We start from the raw sequence: 15,760 nt of genomic DNA on the forward strand, positions 1-15,760 counted from the left end.
TTAGTCAGTAAATTCCGTTTACCACTTAAAATAATAGTGGATAATAATAAATTGGCCCGAACTTTAAAGGCCCACGGAGGCTTTAATCAAGCGATAAATGGTCTAAATGGCCTGACTAATTGAGAAATAATGGGCATGGTGGCTATAAAATCAGCATCAACCACCGCACTATGCGGACAAAAAAATAGCGCTGTCAAAGCGCTAAATGGGAAACGTTAACAGCCCCTAATAATCACGCTAATCCAGCAACACCGTTCCATCTGAATCAGGCTCGGCGTCATTTGCACTGGCCGTTTGACACCATGTGTCTGAGCTGACGTCAGTTGATGAGAGAACTGGGCGAAAGGTGTGGTGTGTAGCCGGGTTTGAGCACATTTTATCGAGTTCCTCATTACTTATCCGCAGCACTTTAATATGATCCTCAATGATCGATTGGCGGCCCCGAACGAAGGGGTATAAAACGTTGGGTTCATCATCATGGGTACAGATGAGGATATGATTGGGATTGAGGCTGGTAGCGATCGATGCCTCAATATAATCCAGACTGCCTTGCCGTTCGAGATAAGTTTGCAGAACAACATCCCAGCTTTGAAACGCCTCACAGCGGGGTTCAACCTCCCCCCAACGACTCAGAATAATCCCATTACGTGGCATCTCACCGCGACGGTGCCAATAGCACAGGACACACTGCAAAAGCATTTGAGACTCTAAGCAATCACCAACCAGAATTAAGGGCATATCCGGGCGGCTCCGTGCATACAGATAACGGTAAATTGCGATCGCGTCGTTAAACAGAGATGTGTGTTTTTGGGGCTGTGTAGCCTGATGAGGGAAGAGCCGACCAAAGAAGCAAGCTCGATAATCCACGAGTCGGAAGTATTTCAGCTCGCCGACAAAAAATCCCCCATCTTGCAATAAAATGAACTGTAGAGATGAAGGGCCACAACTGCTCGCTCGTATCACAAATGCCCTCTCTTATTATTATCGTAATAATGAGAGACCATAGTAATTAGAAACAGTATCAGGCCCTATGTGAAATCAAGACACAGGAGTGTGATATCAGGACAACCGCACAGGCCAATCATTTTTGCTCGTATTGGAATTCCTTGGAATCAGCTCCATGGAGAGAAAGGATTGATGCGAAACCAAAGCGCAACCTGCCACTTGGAGAGGTTAGTTGTAATCTTCTTGTATCAGAAGCCAGGAAACGTGGCGAATTCATCAGGCCACGTGGCTTAGAAATTCATCTGCGGAGTGGATACCTTCACGATCCTGACAGATTTTAAAAAGACGAAACAGGTTCTTAGCTGTGGCGTTGCCATTTGCACTCACCATGCGGCGTAAACCGGCTTCCTGCATTTGTAGATCTTTTGCTACTTCACCAAAAGCCTGAGTGCCATTGAGATAATCACGTAATAGAGAATTACCAACAACGATATCACCTTCAAGGTATGACTCTAGCGCCTCCAGCAATAATCCTTTGCGGTATTCAGGATCTTTACATAGCTCCATGACGGTATCTTTAAATTCACGAGTTAAAGCCATCGTCTGTTACCTCACTTTTTACCTTTATGCTTTCGCCTTTTGGAAGGAGGGTGTCCTGCTTTTTGTTGCGGGGGAGACACCTTCGGCTTTCTTGCTTTGTAGTCAGCCAAGTAATCTTTAGCTACACCAATCGCAGCTTGCTGATCCGGCTTGTCACTACCAGCGAACAAGATGATCAGCTCGTCACCTTCCGTAATGTAGTAAATACGGTACCCTGGACCACAATCGATTCGGCGCTCCTGTAAACCATTACCATCGGTAATCGGCTTATGATCACCGAAGTTACCAGACTCCATTTGGGTCACCGCCCTAGTGATCTTGGCCTTTGCCCTGGCATCCTTAAGGTCGACAAGCCAGTCCCGAAACGGGACGCTGCCATCTTGGGTTTTGTACTCTTGAGCTTTCCGCTCGACTACGGGTATTGTCACTAGATTACGTCCCTTTTCCGCCAATTATAATAACGTATATGTTATTACTCAAGTTCCTTTTTTAGCTCCCCCCAGCACCGGATACTTGTTTAAACCGTTTTCATAAACCTGCTTAAACCTACTCATGGTTTAAACGAGCCTATCCCTACAGCGCAGGGTGCGCGGAAAGCAGTGGAGTGCTTTCCTGAATCAAGTCGGGACTCATGCCCGGTCTACCACCAAGGCGAGCCTCGACGGAGTAACTAACCCGATTCACACGACGAAAGTGACGCCAGCCACTCAGAAAATCCAATGATTTTTCGAGTGGTTGGTACCAACGCTGAAGTTTGTTGTAATACTGATAATCCCCGAGCGCCATCCTTACAGGCGGATGCTCGGTCTTAACGGTACCCTTCGCGTTAATACCCATGAGTTGTTTTGGCGGCTTTTCTTTAAAGCCATAATGCCGACGACCAATCACTAACGCGGCCGCGTGGTGATCTGAAAAACCGTGTCGATCGCGATACTTCATCCGCCCCAATAATGAGGTATAAGCCGGATTGACGTGATATAGGCGTATGCCGCGTTTAATGCTTTGCGTTTCAATCAAGTCCTTGATCTTACCGTAAGCAAAGGCATTCAACATGCGGGCATACTGAGGATGATCCTGCTTTTGGTAATGCCGTTTCTTTTGCTGAAAATCCAGCTTTTCGATCACCACCGCTTTACCTTGCTGCGCGGCAAAGTCCATCAGGTCTCGTACGGCATCCCCAATAATGGCCGCTCGTTGAGCATCATTCTTATAGTGTAACGGTAAGTCAAACGTTCGGTGTTGCAGTGGGTTACCGTTTCGATCCAGCTCGACGACCGCTAAGTGATCCGGGTTGACATCCACACCAATGACACCTTGGTCATCATCGATCCACTCTGCTTGCTCTTTTGGTCCTGCCACTTCCACGCTAACGAGTAACCGCCAACCTTTTTTGTCTCGCTTAAATCGAAAACTCAGGGGTTGCCCTTTGATTGATTTATCGTGTTTTTTAACCTGATTTTGCCAAACGGCTTGGGCAATAGCCGCCTTACTACCATGCTTGAATTGCAGGTGATCAATGTTAATGGTCGTGCCAAACGTGGCGCGTAATTGATGGGGCACCAAGAGTTTAAGCTGGTAAGCATCTTCTTGCTCACTGGGCGATAGCTGGGCATTTTGACAGCCCCAGGATTCATCATGAGAACCCACCAATAGAAATTCACGGTGTCGCGCTTCGTGCCAGCGACATTGCCAATCCCTGATCCCTTCATTGGATTTTAGTGTTTGTCGCTCTTTCAGCAGCTTTCGACCACCAAAACAAATCGGTGCTTTGTTTTCCTGTTTTTCGGCCACCAAGGCGGACTGCTTTTGCTGCCAACGACGCAGTTTTACTTCTTTCTGTCGTAACCTGTTGCGAAGTTGTTTTGCCTGTTGCGGGCTGCCTTTCTCTGCAACATGATCACAGCGCTTCTTTAGCTTGTTGAGCGTTTTCTCCAGCTGTTTGATTTTAACGTCCAGCGTAGCCAGTCGGTTGTTTCGATTGGTTTGGTAAGACTGGATTAAGCCTTTGATGCTTTGCCGTACGCCTTGAAACACCCGATAGCTGAACGGCATCCCCATTTCATGCATAAACTGGGTACGATTTAATTGCTGGGCTTTAGGCTTTTGTAAGTTAGCAAACCAACGAAACTTCACTTGATTCCACAACTCGGCATATTGACACAATGCCGCATCCTGCTCATGAATCAAATCAAGCCGGGTTTCAAAGGTGAGTGTTTTCGTTGGCGTATCCACTAGGCGATGGCTCGTTGATTTTTACGACTACGTGAACCATGCAAGCGAGCAATTTGCGTTTGCAAATCCTTTTTCTGATCATGAGAAGAGACGCGAGCATAACAGATCGTTCTGCGTTGCTCATTAGCAGTCGACTGACCGCAAAAGGCTAAAAGTTTCTCAAGCGCGTAACGACGATGGCCACCAGGCGTACGGAAATCTGAGAAATATCGTGATTCTTTTTCCCAGCGACGAAGGGTGGAAACGGCCACACCCAGCAGAAAAGCGGCAGCGCCTATCGATAGAAATTCAGCCATAATCATCACCTCCATCCATGAGAAAACAATACTGTACAAGCTACTGTATATGTGTAGATTTAGTCAAGTATTTCGTTAACTGTTAAAGCCCCGAAAACCTTTTCAGTTTGGATGTGAAATCAAGACACAGGAGTGTGATATCAGGACAACCGCACGGGCCAATGAACCCGGTTTCACACCGGAGCCTAAACAGTTTTTCGCTTGGCCTTTTTACTACCGGAGGCAGGTACGGTTTTATCCGACTCCTGACGAGCACCGGCTTGCTCCAGCCAGAATAGTGAGTCCAGGTAGCTGACAAAACGATTGAGATATTCCGGGGACAGCGAGCGCATCGCGGAAAGTGACCGGGTCACCAGCATTTGTGGATTGAGTGGACCTGGATCTTCCGGTACGGTTTTCACAGCTTGCGTAACCAAGCGTTCCGAGCCGCGTTTGGCCATGCTGTCACGTAGCTGCTTGACTGAAGCCAGTTCACGGATTTCACCCGCTTCCGGTTTGGTTTCTATTTGGGTTGTTGCGATAGAGGAATGACCAAATTCACGCAGTGCTGCAGCCTCTTGTTCGCGCAGCATCATTTCAAAAGGACTGCCAGACTCTGCGGGACTCACGTCCAACTCTCGGGAGACCAGTTGCTCTCGCAAACCTGATAAGAGCGATTTAGCTGAGGCATCGTTCGTGGCAGTCAGGCGCTGCTTGAGTGCGGTAAATTCACAACGTTGAAACAACTCGTCCAACTCTGGAGCCAAGGCAGGCGTCTTTTCTTGAGCCGTGCGGAGCTGGGTATCAAGCCGCTCACGCGCATCCAGAAAGGCGCTCAAATATTCTGCTCGAGCCTGCTCAATTTTAACCTTGAGCCGGGCCGCCACCCCTGCTGACTGTGACGCGGCTTTTTCTGACATCGCCGCGATATATCTGAATCGCGCTGGATCAAATTTATCCAGACCAACTGAATGAAACGCCTCAATATCCAGGGATTCCAGCGCACTAGGCGAGAGCCTGACGGCTGATACGGACTCACTTCGTGCCGGATCCGTTTCTGCCTCTGGTGCTATCCGGGCCTCCTGCTCGGGGACTTCCGCTTTTACCGGCTCGCATGCAACAAGATTACATTCAACAACATCACTCATACTGGTAGCTTACTCATGATTCGTTGTACCTCGTGGTACCGGGGCCATTTCCACCCGGCGATTTTGGGCACGACTGGCATTATCCACATTCGGAACGGTAGGATGCTGAGCACCAAAAGCGGCAGCAAAAACCATCTCTGGCGGCATGCCTTCCTCGACCAAAGCTCGGGTTACGGTTAAAGCCCGCTGCGCCGACAATTCCCAGTTATCATCATAACGGGAGTTCCCCTTTTGAATGGGGAGGTCATCCGTGAAGCCGCTGACCATTAACATTTCACCACGATCATCCAGAAAAACTCGCAACGGACCAATGAGCGTTTTCAACAACGCCCTGCCCTCGCTTTGGAGCTGATCTGAATTCAGGGAGAACAAGACACTTCCACTGATTCCGATTCGCCCGTCACGCAATGTCACACGTCCAGTCGCCAGAGGGTCTGCCAAAGCTTCTTCAAGCGCCATACGACGCTGTTCCTCAGCCTGACGACGGGCAACCTCTTCTTCCAGGTTTTGTGCGAGTTCCAATTGAAAGCCCAACGCCCAAACCAGCAGCAAAACAAACACCCCCACCAGTCCTGACATCAAGTCACCAAAAATAGCCCAGACTGGTGGTTCCTGGGATACTGCATCATCCAGTTCTGCCATGATCCCCCCTATTAGTCTACGACTTCCGGTGACTTACTGCTCAATTGGCGTAATTCTTCAAAGATCTCTTTTTGAGAAAGAATACTGTGATCAATTACATCCCGAGCCTGTGCCACGTAATACCCCAGCTGCTCATCGCTTCGTTCAGTGGATTGCCCCAAGGCAGACTCCATTCGATTGAGCTGCTCGATCAGCTGATGATTCGACTCATTATAAAGGTTAACTGCTGTCTGGAAGGCTTCCGCGAGACTGGACAGCTCCACGGCACTACTTGTAAATTCAACAGCAACATCAGACATCTTGGTGACCTCGGTTTGCACGAGATTCTGGAATTGATCGCCAACATCCGAGAACATACCCGTCGTGGAATCAACTAACTGTTCCACAGCCTGAAGCTGGCCATTGGATGCCCGCTCAAGGGTTTCGGAAAGCGACCTTAACTCTTCAAGGTTGCGCTTGCGTTCTTCCAGCAGGCTGTTATCACGCTCAATATTTTTAGAAACTTCGTTGCGGAGCTCGGAAATCACCTCCGCTGCAGCGCGGGGTGTTTCTGATGCGGTTTCGATCAAGCGTGTCATGGGTTGTTCAAGGGCCAAACCAAGGCGCTGTAAGTGCTGTGATACGGTATCTTCCAGCTGCGCCAATTGCGCAACGGCCGCTTCACTCCGTTTATTTTCAAGTACCGCCAGTTGACTCAACTCATTGTTGAGGTTCGAAGTAATCTGCTCCATGCGCTGCTGGTATTCAGCGAACCAGGCAGATTCCGACGCTGTCCGGGCTTGCAGCAAGGCATCTGATTGTTCGAGCAAAACATTCAATTTAGACAGATTGGCTTCCGATACAGTTTGGGCATGCTCAATAAACTGTTGCGTGCTGCGCTCTACTGTTTGAGACAATGCATGCTGTTGTTCTTGCGCTTCTCCTGCCACCGTTTGCCACTGGGTACACACACTGGCCGACAGCGTTTCCATATTTTCGGTCAAGATTGAAATCGACTGCACTTGCTCTTGTGCGACAGCCCGTATCGATCCGGTCATCTCATCAGCCGCAACCTTGAAGTCTTCCCGCGTTTCTGTCTGAGTTGTCTGCAGTGCATCAATCCAGCGACCTAAACGCGCTTGTTCAGCATCGGCCAAGCGCGTGAACCAGAGCGCTGTTGTTTCATCGAGTTTGGCCACAAGCTGCGCACTATTTGCTTCAACTTGTGAATTGATCTCCGAGAAGGATTGCCGCAAGGTCTGCAAGAAGGTTTCGTGACTCTGGGTTTGGCTCGCCACCGCATCCTGCCAACTGCGCGAAACATGGGCGGACGCGGTCGAAAATTCGGATTGCATCGCACTCAATTGACTTTGAACCCGATCCGCCAGTGCCTGGTGCGTCGCGTGTGCATTTTCAGTGATATCATTTCGAATTCCGAGCATCGCTTCCTGGACAACAGGGCGAATGCTCTCCCCAGCCAACTGGCCACTTTGCGCCAGACTCTCACGCAACGCATTGCCGACCGAATCCGCTAAATCGGTATAGGTTCGCGTCGCGGTTTCATGAAATTTTTCCTGATTGGTCAGTAGAGTTGTACTGAGGTGATCGCCGAGCTGTTCGATCTTTAAGACCAGGCCTTGCAGCTGCTCAGCAACTTTCGGAAGAGATTCCGTTTGGGTCTGCAGCGCCTTATACGTTTCCTGGCGGTGATGAACCAGAGAAAAAACCTTCAATGGCCCGTTGATCTGATTATCGAGCTCCCGAGAGGATAACATGCGTTCACGACGACTCAGCGTCGACATCAGCCCCAGCATAGCGGATGCAGCCACACCGGCTACAGAAGTGCCAAACGCCAGGCTCAAACCACCTATGGGCGCGGCCAGGCCCGCACGAATGGCCTCCAGCTTCGTCGTTCCTTCCAACGCCACAACGGCACCTTTCAAGGTATCGACCATACCGACGAATGTTCCCAGCAAGCCAAGCATGACCAGCAAACCAACCAGATAGGGGGTCAACACCGGGGTTGGTAACCCGATTCGCTGACCTTCAATGCGTAACCGGACAGCATTTTGTAAAGACGGATGGACCGGTTGAACCCATTCCGCCAAAGAGGTTAACTCGGGTTGCTCGGATTTATGCCATGCCTTCAAAGGCCGGTCCAGTGTTCCAGTGGCTAACCGGTATTGGATAAGTTCGATAAAACCAATCCCGTATACACCGCCAATAACAATAATGACGGTCAGGCCCAAGGTATTATTATCCAGAAAGTTGCTGCCCATCCAGGCGACGGCCAAAGCCCCAAGTAAAAAAGCGGCGGTAAAAAGTAGTCGAGTCATATTCATTTTTATCAGTAACTAATGTGTCAAAAACAAGCGAATGTGTGGCAAACACCAATCCAGCCAGGGCCCAGCGCCACATCATTCAATCAATATTCCGGATCACTGGGGTTGTGCGGAATTCGCAGCCTCAATGAGCGCCATCACTGGCAGCAATCGAACTTCCAGTTCCGCTAAAAGCACGGTTTTCATTTCATGGCAAAATGCTATCAATCCAGTATCTTCAGTGAGCCAAAGCTTACTTGCAGATTGCTCACGGGCTTCTGCCCGGACCTTGTTTTCCCGCTGCAGAAATCGAAAACGGGTACCCAAAAGTCGCGGCGTAACCGCTAAGCTCTTGCGCGCATAGGATTGCAAAATATCCGAGAACGCCCGATCGAGAATCGTAATTTTCGCCAACTCTGGCGATATAACAGCAACCTGGTCTCGAATTTGATCATGCAGCCTTCGCACCTTTGCTTCCATATCACGTTGATGGGCAGCATAAAAGCGATGGTAGGGTTCGAAACCCAGGGGTTCTGCCTCCTCAGTACGTTCTTCTTTCGGGAGCTTGATCCGCATCCCCCGTTGCCCTGGCACAAAACTTTGCAATATTCCCTTCACCAGGTTCGTGCGAACCTCTGCAAAGCTCATTTGCAATGTTTCACTGGAAACTGACTCCGCCACAAACTCCAGACGACGGCTCTGGCTATGGGCATCGGACAACGTAATTGATCCGGAGATATCCACCAAACCGGCCAATCGATCCGTAAAATGGTCATGGGACAGATCCACATCTGCAACTGCAAGATCAGTCAACGCACGGATCAATCGCGACCCATACAGGGATACGTTGGAAAAAGCTTGGCTCATCAAGGACAATTCAGCGTGTGGGCGTAGGGCATAGATACACTAATGCGCCGCAATGGCGAGTAGGTTTTGTGCGATCACGAACAAATCAAGTTTGAAATAGCGGGTTAATTTCGCCCTGCATTATCGCTCATATCACAAAATATTCAAGAAAGAATCCCACACTATCCGCTTGCATATGCACTGATCAAGAGGACAAAATGAATGCTTCACATCCAAACCTGAACAGCAACAAACAATTAGAGGACAACAACCCCGTGTGCTCAGCAAACACGATTGCGGAAAATCAAAAAAATAATCACTTTGCGAATGCCGACAGGGTTTGGCTGTTTGCCTATGGCTCCTTGATCTACAAAGTTGACTTTCCTTATCTGGAACGTAAACCAGCCTATATTCAACATTATTCCAGGCGTTTTTGGCAGGGCTCCCATGATCACCGCGGCACACCGGATGCGCCAGGTCGTGTGGTCACATTAATACAAGAGCAAGAAGCACGCTGCGGCGGCATGGCCTACTGCATTACCCCGGAAGTATTTACGCATCTGGATCACCGGGAAAAGAACGGGTACTTGAGAGTGAAGTTAGCCGTACATTTTTCACCCCATGAACAGCTTGAGGGATTGGTTTACATTGCCCCTGAGCACAACTCCGCATTTCTGGGCGCAGCCCCCATTGCGCAAATCGCAAAGCAAATCGCATTCAGCTCTGGCCCCAGCGGGCGCAATAGTGACTATGTTTTACAATTAGCGAGTGCGTTAGGCGAATTGGAAGTACAGGATGAACATGTTTTCGCGGTAGCTGACCAGGTTAGAGCCTACCTGGACTGCGAACCATAACGCGGACCGAAAACAAAAAAAACCCGGCCAGTGAATAGCCAGGTTGCGAAGTATACGCAAGGACTCAGGAAAGACGCTGAAACCGGGAATTAATCACACATGCGAAATGTTGTACCGCCTGCGGAAGCGTAAGTGCAGTTCTGACCATTTACATTACCGCTGACCACAGAACCGTTTTGTGACATATTAATATCGGTGGTTTTGTGGTACTCATCCTCATAAGCTGCGGTATCAGCAGAATAGTAGGCCTGCCCGTATTGAGCCTGAACATTTTGTACCTGCTGATTGTACTCCACCACCGCCTGAAGTACGCCAATCGTCAACTGGCTGCCCTCAAAGCCCCAGGCACCCGTTTGTTCATCCAGCCAGTAAAAGCCATCGGCGACTCGGGTTCCCCAAAGTTGATCCATCAATTGAATATCTTCTGCGGCCAGATGCTCACCGTTAAGGTGAACATGACGGTCACTGGCCAGAATTGTCTGACTGAACATGGAAACAAGGACAAAAAAAGAAAAGGTCAAAAGTTCTGTTTTCATGATAAGCACCCACTGTAATCTGCATTTGAATTACTTAAGTAGGCGATAAGAATCATGCCCTCCCCTCAAAACGCTTTGGGGAGCGGCCTGAACTGTGAGAAAGTCGACATTACAGATGATTAATGCGACTCAGAAAGAGGTTCATGGACAGGCAAAGCCAGGGAAATTACGGCAGTAATCCCGATAAAAACAGCAGAAACCCACAGGCAGGTAACCAAGCCGTAACTTTGAAAGAGCCATCCAGACAAAACTGTACCTAAAAGCCGGCCCATTGCATTGGCCATGTAGTAGAAGCCAACATCCAGGGAAACGCCATCTTCACCGGCATAACTGACAATTAAATAGCTATGGAGTGACGAATTTATTGCAAACACCGCTCCAAATAACAGCAGCCCGGGTAATAATCCCCAATACGCACTTAACCCGGCCTCTAGCGAAAGTGCAATCAACACTGGCGTAGATAACAGCAGACAAGCCCAACGGAAAGCCGTTGCACCGTCTGGAGCAGTTCCGTTCTTACGCTGGGTAATCCTTGGAGCCAATGTTTGTACAAAACCGTAACCAATGACCCAGGCCGCCAGAAAACCGCCCACTGCAGAATGATCCCATGCCAAGGTTGCCGCCAAATACACTGGCAACGCAACGACGAACCATACATCACGAGCACCGAACAAAAACAGACGCGCAGCAGATAAAATATTAACTGAACGGCTTTTGGAGAAAATTTCGGTAAATTTAGGCTTGTTCCTGGCTTTTCCCAAATCCTTTTTGAGCGAAATCATACTGCTGACCCAGATCAGCGCGAGCACCAGCGCCATTGACAAAACAGCACCTTGAAATCCGTACAGGGAAAGCAGAATCCCGCCAAGGAAAAAACCAATGCCTTTTAACGCATTTTTCGACCCGGTCAGGCGCGCAACCCACAAGTAGAGCGTCGATTGTGCATCCTTTGGCACCAGTAGTTTGATCGAGCTTTTCGCACTCATTTTATTGAGATCTTTGGCAATGCCAGACAAGGCCTGCGCCGCCATAACCCAGGGCACGGTCAGCCAGGCGGCAGGCACCAGCAACATGGACAAGGCCACCACCTGCAAAGCCAATCCCAGATTCATCGTCCGGTTCAATCCGAGCCGAGCCCCCAGCCATCCGCCAACCAGATTGGTCACGACACCGAAAATTTCGTAAAACAGAAACAACATCGCGATTTGCAGCGGACTGTACCCCAACCCGTGAAAATGCAGCACTACAAGCATACGCAGGGCGCCATCCGTCAAGGTAAACGCCCAGTAGTTACCTGTGACGAGAAGGTATTGCCGAATTTCGGGGGTAAGTGCAGACCAGCTCATCATCTTTTCCCAATCAGTTTTCCGTCACGAAGCGCACCAGTTCAATCGTGCGATTGACATATCCCCACTCGTTGTCGTACCAGGCGTAGATTTTGACCTGGGTATCATTGATAACCATGGTTGACAGCGCATCGATAATGCTGGATCGAGGATCCGTTTTGTAATCAATTGAAACCAAGGGTCGTTCCTCATAACCCAGAATGCCCGACAGGGCGGTATTCGCGGCTTCCTTGAGTAATGCATTAACCTCATTTATCGACGTGCGCTGTTTCACCTCGAAGACACAATCAGTGAGCGATGCATTGGCCAGTGGTACACGCACGGCGTGGCCATTCAGGCGCCCTTTTAATTCAGGGAAGATATGCGTAATCGCGGTCGCCGAGCCTGTTGTGGTCGGAATCAAACTCATACCGCATGCACGCGCACGGCGCAGGTCTTTGTGGGGTGCATCGAGAATCGTCTGTGTATTGGTAATATCATGAATCGTAGTCATTGAACCATGCTCAATACCCAGTGACTCATGGATCACCTTAACCACAGGCGCCAGACAGTTGGTGGTACAGGACGCGGCTGTGACGATTTGATGCATATCAGGATCAAAAAGCTGATCATTTACGCCCATGACCACATTCAATACACCTTCTTCCTTCACAGGCGCTGTTACCACAACCCGCTTGACCCCTTGATCCAGATACGCTTGTAAAATTGCCTTGGATTTCATTTTCCCCGAGGCTTCAATCACAACATCGCAACTTGACCAGTCTGTATCCTCAATATTTTTATTGCGACTGCACCGGATTCGCTGACCGTTGACCCATAGTTCGTCACCTTCTGCGTGGGCCTCCGACGAAAAGCGACCATGCACCGAATCAAAATTCAACAAGTGGGCCAGTGCATCCGCATCTGCTGCGGGGTCGTTAATCTGGACGAAGTGGAATACATTGTCCGTATCAATATCTGAACGTTCAAACGCGGCACGAAGGGTTAACCGCCCCATGCGGCCAAATCCGTTAATACCAATTCTGATGGCCATATTTGTACCTCATACACGCTAAAAAATGTCTAAAAGAATCAAACCTGTATTCCGTAAAGTATTTCATTCGTGGTCTGGTGCGATTGCTCAAGATAATACTCATACCGGGATAACATAACATTTACCATATATATGTTTTTTCAGATATATAGTGGTAAATTTTTTTGCCTGATTTCAGCAACATCGGGACACACGCTCTGGACGATCACCCATACTGCCCAAGCGTGTTATGTTATCCAGCAACCATGACGAATTTTCTACAGCGCTAATATCCAAGACTGATTTCGCCCACTCAGGCAACGCCGGATTAATCCGATAAAATACCCATTGTCCTTGTCGTCTGTCTTGTAACAACTCACATTTCCGCAACTGCGCCAGGTGACGGGATACTTTGGGTTGTACCTCATCCAAAGCCGCCATAAGTTCACAAACACAGAGCTCACCTTCACTTTGAATAAGCAATAAACAACGGAGGCGAGTTTCATCTGCAAGGCACTTATAGAACTGCAAGGGGCTCATGGATGTCCTGAATAAACGGTTTGATCGAAGCGCGTGAGCCTAACATATATGAAATTTCATATATACTGTTTTTTGCCATGGGCGCTGCAAAAATCGAGTAACTTCACTGGTCGTTAAAGAAATGTGTCAATACTGGAGACATCAAGCTGCTCAGGGCTTAAAACCTTAAGTGCATACTGTTCCCACACCCGCGCATTCAAAAACAAGTGATACAAGTCGGCATCAATATGTTCGGCATCACGCATTTTCTGCATGATGGACAATGCCTGGCTAATTTTCATGGGCGCTTTGTAGGGCCTGTCTTTTGCGGTCAAGGCTTCAAAGATATCGGCGATCGCCATCATGCGGGCCGGGATCGACATTTCATCCCGTTTCAGGCCTTTGGGAAACCCGGTGCCATCCATCTTTTCATGGTGCCCCCCGGCATACTCCGGCACGCGTCGCAGCTTTTTGGGGAATTGCAGAGATTCCAGCATATCGATGGTAACCGTAATATGGTTATTGATAATCTGGCGCTCTTCCTGATTGAGGGTTCCTCTTTCTATGGAGAGGTTATAAATTTCCTCGGCGGATAAAATCGGTACAATCTCGCCATGGGCATCAGTCCATTCATGTTTTCCAATCTGGACAATACGGGCCCGATCTTCCTCGGACAAAAATTCGGCCCCCTGATTTGAGCGGTTGATAAATTCCCTGTCCACATCCAATACGGTCAATGCATCCTGCATTTGCTGTTGCAATTCCGTGCGGCGCCCCGGGTTGTCGATTATCTGGTGTAAATACCGGACCTGAGTTTCCTGTCGCAGCGCAGCAAAGCGTGCATTGATTGCTTCTATACCATCCTTGAGGCCATGCAGCTTCGTCGACTTATCCAGAACCGAGTCCGGCGTCGAAAGTTTGCCACAATCGTGAAGCCAGGCGGCAACATGCAATTCGTACCAACCATCCGCATCAAGATTGAAGGTCCCGTAGGTTTTAGTGTCATTACAGGCGGCTTGGGCGAGCAACTCTGTTAACAAGGGCACCCGTTGACAATGCCCCGAGGTATGGGGCGATTTGGCATCAATCGCTTTGGCGATACATTGAATGAAGTTATCCAGTAAATCCTTTAATTCGTGAACGAGTAACTGATTATCCAGAGCAATCGCAGCATAAGTCGCCAACGCCTTGACCAGTGGCACAACACGCTTTGAAAACGGTACCACGGACTGACTGAAGGGATCCCGGGCATTCACCAATTGCAATACCCCGATGACCTCTTTGTTATGATCGATCAGTGGCAGGGTTAAAAACGATTTTGACCGGTAACCGGTCTGTTCATCAAAATGGCGCGTGCCTGAAAAATCATACCCTTCTTCCCGATACGCATCATCAATGACGACTTCACGACGTAAATGCACACATGAGGTTACAACATTGTTGGCATTGGGGTATCGCTTGCCATTACGCAGCTCATAGAGTGCAATGGGTTGAAAGGGAATGGCCTGTCCGGTTGCGCCACCGTAATTTAAGCCGAGCGTAGCATTGCGAACCACGATGAACTCTAAAACCGGTACGTCCCCTGAATCATTTAATAGATACAGGGAGCCGCCATCTGCCTGGGTCAGTTTTTGCGCCTCATCGAGAATACTTTCCATCAGAAGTTGCGTATTGCTTTGACAGGACAGCTTGATCAACAGATCCTTATTGGTATTCGCCAAATTCTGCGCATTGATGGCCAAGGCCGCAAACGATGCCAGTGTCGCAATTACCGGCTCTTGTTCCCGCGAGAAAGGGACAACCGCTAAAGAGTCCGGCTCACGGGCATTGATCAACTGCAAAACCCCGACCAGTTCACTGACATCATTTACCAAAGGCACGGCCAACACAGACTGGGTATGGTACTGCGCTTCCTCATCAAAAGTATGAGCGCCACTGAAATCAAACTGGGTGTTCTGGTACGTATCTTCAATATTTATGATTTCACGCCGATTTGCTGCACTGGCGGCGATATGGGTCACATTTGGCTGGCCATCGGATGTTTTCAACGGGATCGGCTTCAACCCGGCGGAGCGTGAACCGAAATGAGTTTCATATTGATGCAGTTTTTTATTATGTACGATACAAAAGGTCAGCTGTTGCGGCGGTTGCTGATCAACTAAATAAAGGGTTCCCCCCTCTGCGCAGGTTATCGCCTGGGCCTCGTCTATAATCATTTCGCACAGATTATATAAATCATTTTCGGCAAATAACTTTTGACCGATCCGGATCAAAGTATCGTAGACTTTGGAATCCATGAGTCCTCCGCAATGCAACAGTTTGATTACCAACAAACGCTATCACACGATAGCTCAACTTTTGGTTCTATCAACTTTTGGTTCTATCAACTTTGGCTCTCTTGAAACGGGCTCTTCTAACAGTAGCATGAATGACCGCCATTCCAACGGCATTGTTCAATCCTGTTAACTGATCAAAATTTGTTAATTGATCAATTTTTGCTAAATT

At 48.9% G+C, this 15,760-nt stretch carries 15 protein-coding genes; 1 reads left to right on the forward strand and 14 read right to left on the reverse strand.

Annotated features, from left to right (window positions below):
* Positions 1–237: 237 nt before the first annotated feature.
* The 9 genes from OLMES_RS22815 to OLMES_RS22855 form a co-directional block, all read right to left on the reverse strand.
* Positions 238–738: a hypothetical protein gene (locus OLMES_RS22815; RefSeq protein ID WP_157678472.1), complete on the reverse strand. Its 501-nt coding sequence runs from the start codon at positions 736–738 to the stop codon at positions 238–240.
* A gap of 483 nt (positions 739–1,221) precedes the next feature.
* Positions 1,222–1,545: a hypothetical protein gene (locus OLMES_RS22820; RefSeq protein ID WP_087463375.1), complete on the reverse strand. Its 324-nt coding sequence runs from the start codon at positions 1,543–1,545 to the stop codon at positions 1,222–1,224.
* Between the two features lie 11 nt (positions 1,546–1,556).
* Positions 1,557–1,973, reverse strand: a complete 417-nt coding sequence (locus OLMES_RS22825; protein ID WP_198343089.1) for a type II toxin-antitoxin system RelE/ParE family toxin — start codon at positions 1,971–1,973, stop codon at positions 1,557–1,559.
* Between the two features lie 145 nt (positions 1,974–2,118).
* Entirely contained in the window at positions 2,119–3,777 is a 1,659-nt protein-coding gene (locus tag OLMES_RS22830; RefSeq protein ID WP_087463377.1) for an IS200/IS605 family accessory protein TnpB-related protein, read from the reverse strand.
* Entirely contained in the window at positions 3,777–4,073 is a 297-nt protein-coding gene (locus OLMES_RS22835; RefSeq protein WP_087464628.1) for a MerR family DNA-binding transcriptional regulator, read from the reverse strand. The genes OLMES_RS22830 and OLMES_RS22835 overlap by 1 nt, the downstream gene beginning before the upstream one ends.
* Before the next feature lie 185 nt (positions 4,074–4,258).
* Entirely contained in the window at positions 4,259–5,200 is a 942-nt protein-coding gene (locus OLMES_RS22840) for a DUF2894 domain-containing protein (RefSeq protein ID WP_087463378.1), read from the reverse strand.
* Between the two features lie 9 nt (positions 5,201–5,209).
* Positions 5,210–5,842 (reverse strand): OmpA family protein, encoded by a 633-nt coding sequence (locus tag OLMES_RS22845; protein WP_087463379.1) that lies wholly within the window; start codon positions 5,840–5,842, stop codon positions 5,210–5,212.
* Positions 5,843–5,853: 11 nt separating this feature from the next.
* The gene (locus OLMES_RS22850) at positions 5,854–8,157 is read right to left on the reverse strand and encodes a DUF802 domain-containing protein (protein ID WP_157678476.1); all 2,304 of its coding nucleotides are present in this window, start codon (positions 8,155–8,157) and stop codon (positions 5,854–5,856) included.
* A gap of 102 nt (positions 8,158–8,259) precedes the next feature.
* Positions 8,260–9,009, reverse strand: coding sequence for a DUF3348 family protein (locus OLMES_RS22855; protein ID WP_087463381.1), 750 nt, complete (start codon positions 9,007–9,009; stop codon positions 8,260–8,262).
* A gap of 197 nt (positions 9,010–9,206) precedes the next feature.
* Between OLMES_RS22855 and OLMES_RS22860 the strand changes: the two genes are divergently transcribed.
* Positions 9,207–9,842 (forward strand): gamma-glutamylcyclotransferase, encoded by a 636-nt coding sequence (locus OLMES_RS22860; protein ID WP_087463382.1) that lies wholly within the window; start codon positions 9,207–9,209, stop codon positions 9,840–9,842.
* Positions 9,843–9,931: 89 nt separating this feature from the next.
* On the opposite strand, the gene OLMES_RS22865 is transcribed toward OLMES_RS22860, so the two are convergent.
* From OLMES_RS22865 to OLMES_RS22885, 5 genes are all read right to left on the reverse strand, one after another.
* Positions 9,932–10,378, reverse strand: coding sequence for a hypothetical protein (locus OLMES_RS22865; RefSeq protein ID WP_087463383.1), 447 nt, complete (start codon positions 10,376–10,378; stop codon positions 9,932–9,934).
* 119 nt (positions 10,379–10,497) lie between these two features.
* Positions 10,498–11,727: an organoarsenical effux MFS transporter ArsJ gene (gene arsJ / locus OLMES_RS22870; protein ID WP_087463384.1), complete on the reverse strand. Its 1,230-nt coding sequence runs from the start codon at positions 11,725–11,727 to the stop codon at positions 10,498–10,500.
* Positions 11,728–11,737: 10 nt separating this feature from the next.
* Positions 11,738–12,757, reverse strand: coding sequence for an ArsJ-associated glyceraldehyde-3-phosphate dehydrogenase (locus tag OLMES_RS22875; protein WP_087463385.1), 1,020 nt, complete (start codon positions 12,755–12,757; stop codon positions 11,738–11,740).
* 174 nt (positions 12,758–12,931) lie between these two features.
* The gene (locus tag OLMES_RS22880) at positions 12,932–13,276 is read right to left on the reverse strand and encodes a metalloregulator ArsR/SmtB family transcription factor (protein WP_087463386.1); all 345 of its coding nucleotides are present in this window, start codon (positions 13,274–13,276) and stop codon (positions 12,932–12,934) included.
* A 113-nt stretch (positions 13,277–13,389) separates the two neighbouring features.
* Positions 13,390–15,552 carry a GAF and HD-GYP domain-containing protein gene (locus OLMES_RS22885; protein WP_087463387.1) on the reverse strand — a complete coding sequence of 721 codons (2,163 nt, stop codon included), beginning with the start codon at positions 15,550–15,552 and terminating at the stop codon, positions 13,390–13,392.
* Positions 15,553–15,760 lie beyond the last annotated feature (208 nt).

This window comes from Oleiphilus messinensis, assembly GCF_002162375.1.
Lineage (GTDB): Bacteria > Pseudomonadota > Gammaproteobacteria > Pseudomonadales > Oleiphilaceae > Oleiphilus > Oleiphilus messinensis.

Coding starts and splice junctions, on each gene's coding strand:
- OLMES_RS22815 (WP_157678472.1), bottom strand. CDS start 738: ATGCCCTTAATTCTGGTTGGTGATTGCTTAGAGTCTCAAATGCTTTTG.
- OLMES_RS22820 (WP_087463375.1), bottom strand. CDS start 1,545: ATGGCTTTAACTCGTGAATTTAAAGATACCGTCATGGAGCTATGTAAA.
- OLMES_RS22835 (WP_087464628.1), bottom strand. CDS start 4,073: ATGGCTGAATTTCTATCGATAGGCGCTGCCGCTTTTCTGCTGGGTGTG.
- OLMES_RS22840 (WP_087463378.1), bottom strand. CDS start 5,200: ATGAGTGATGTTGTTGAATGTAATCTTGTTGCATGCGAGCCGGTAAAA.
- OLMES_RS22845 (WP_087463379.1), bottom strand. CDS start 5,842: ATGGCAGAACTGGATGATGCAGTATCCCAGGAACCACCAGTCTGGGCT.
- OLMES_RS22850 (WP_157678476.1), bottom strand. CDS start 8,157: ATGACTCGACTACTTTTTACCGCCGCTTTTTTACTTGGGGCTTTGGCC.
- OLMES_RS22855 (WP_087463381.1), bottom strand. CDS start 9,009: ATGAGCCAAGCTTTTTCCAACGTATCCCTGTATGGGTCGCGATTGATC.
- OLMES_RS22860 (WP_087463382.1), top strand. CDS start 9,207: ATGAATGCTTCACATCCAAACCTGAACAGCAACAAACAATTAGAGGAC.
- OLMES_RS22865 (WP_087463383.1), bottom strand. CDS start 10,378: ATGAAAACAGAACTTTTGACCTTTTCTTTTTTTGTCCTTGTTTCCATG.
- arsJ (WP_087463384.1), bottom strand. CDS start 11,727: ATGATGAGCTGGTCTGCACTTACCCCCGAAATTCGGCAATACCTTCTC.
- OLMES_RS22875 (WP_087463385.1), bottom strand. CDS start 12,757: ATGGCCATCAGAATTGGTATTAACGGATTTGGCCGCATGGGGCGGTTA.
- OLMES_RS22880 (WP_087463386.1), bottom strand. CDS start 13,276: ATGAGCCCCTTGCAGTTCTATAAGTGCCTTGCAGATGAAACTCGCCTC.
- OLMES_RS22885 (WP_087463387.1), bottom strand. CDS start 15,552: ATGGATTCCAAAGTCTACGATACTTTGATCCGGATCGGTCAAAAGTTA.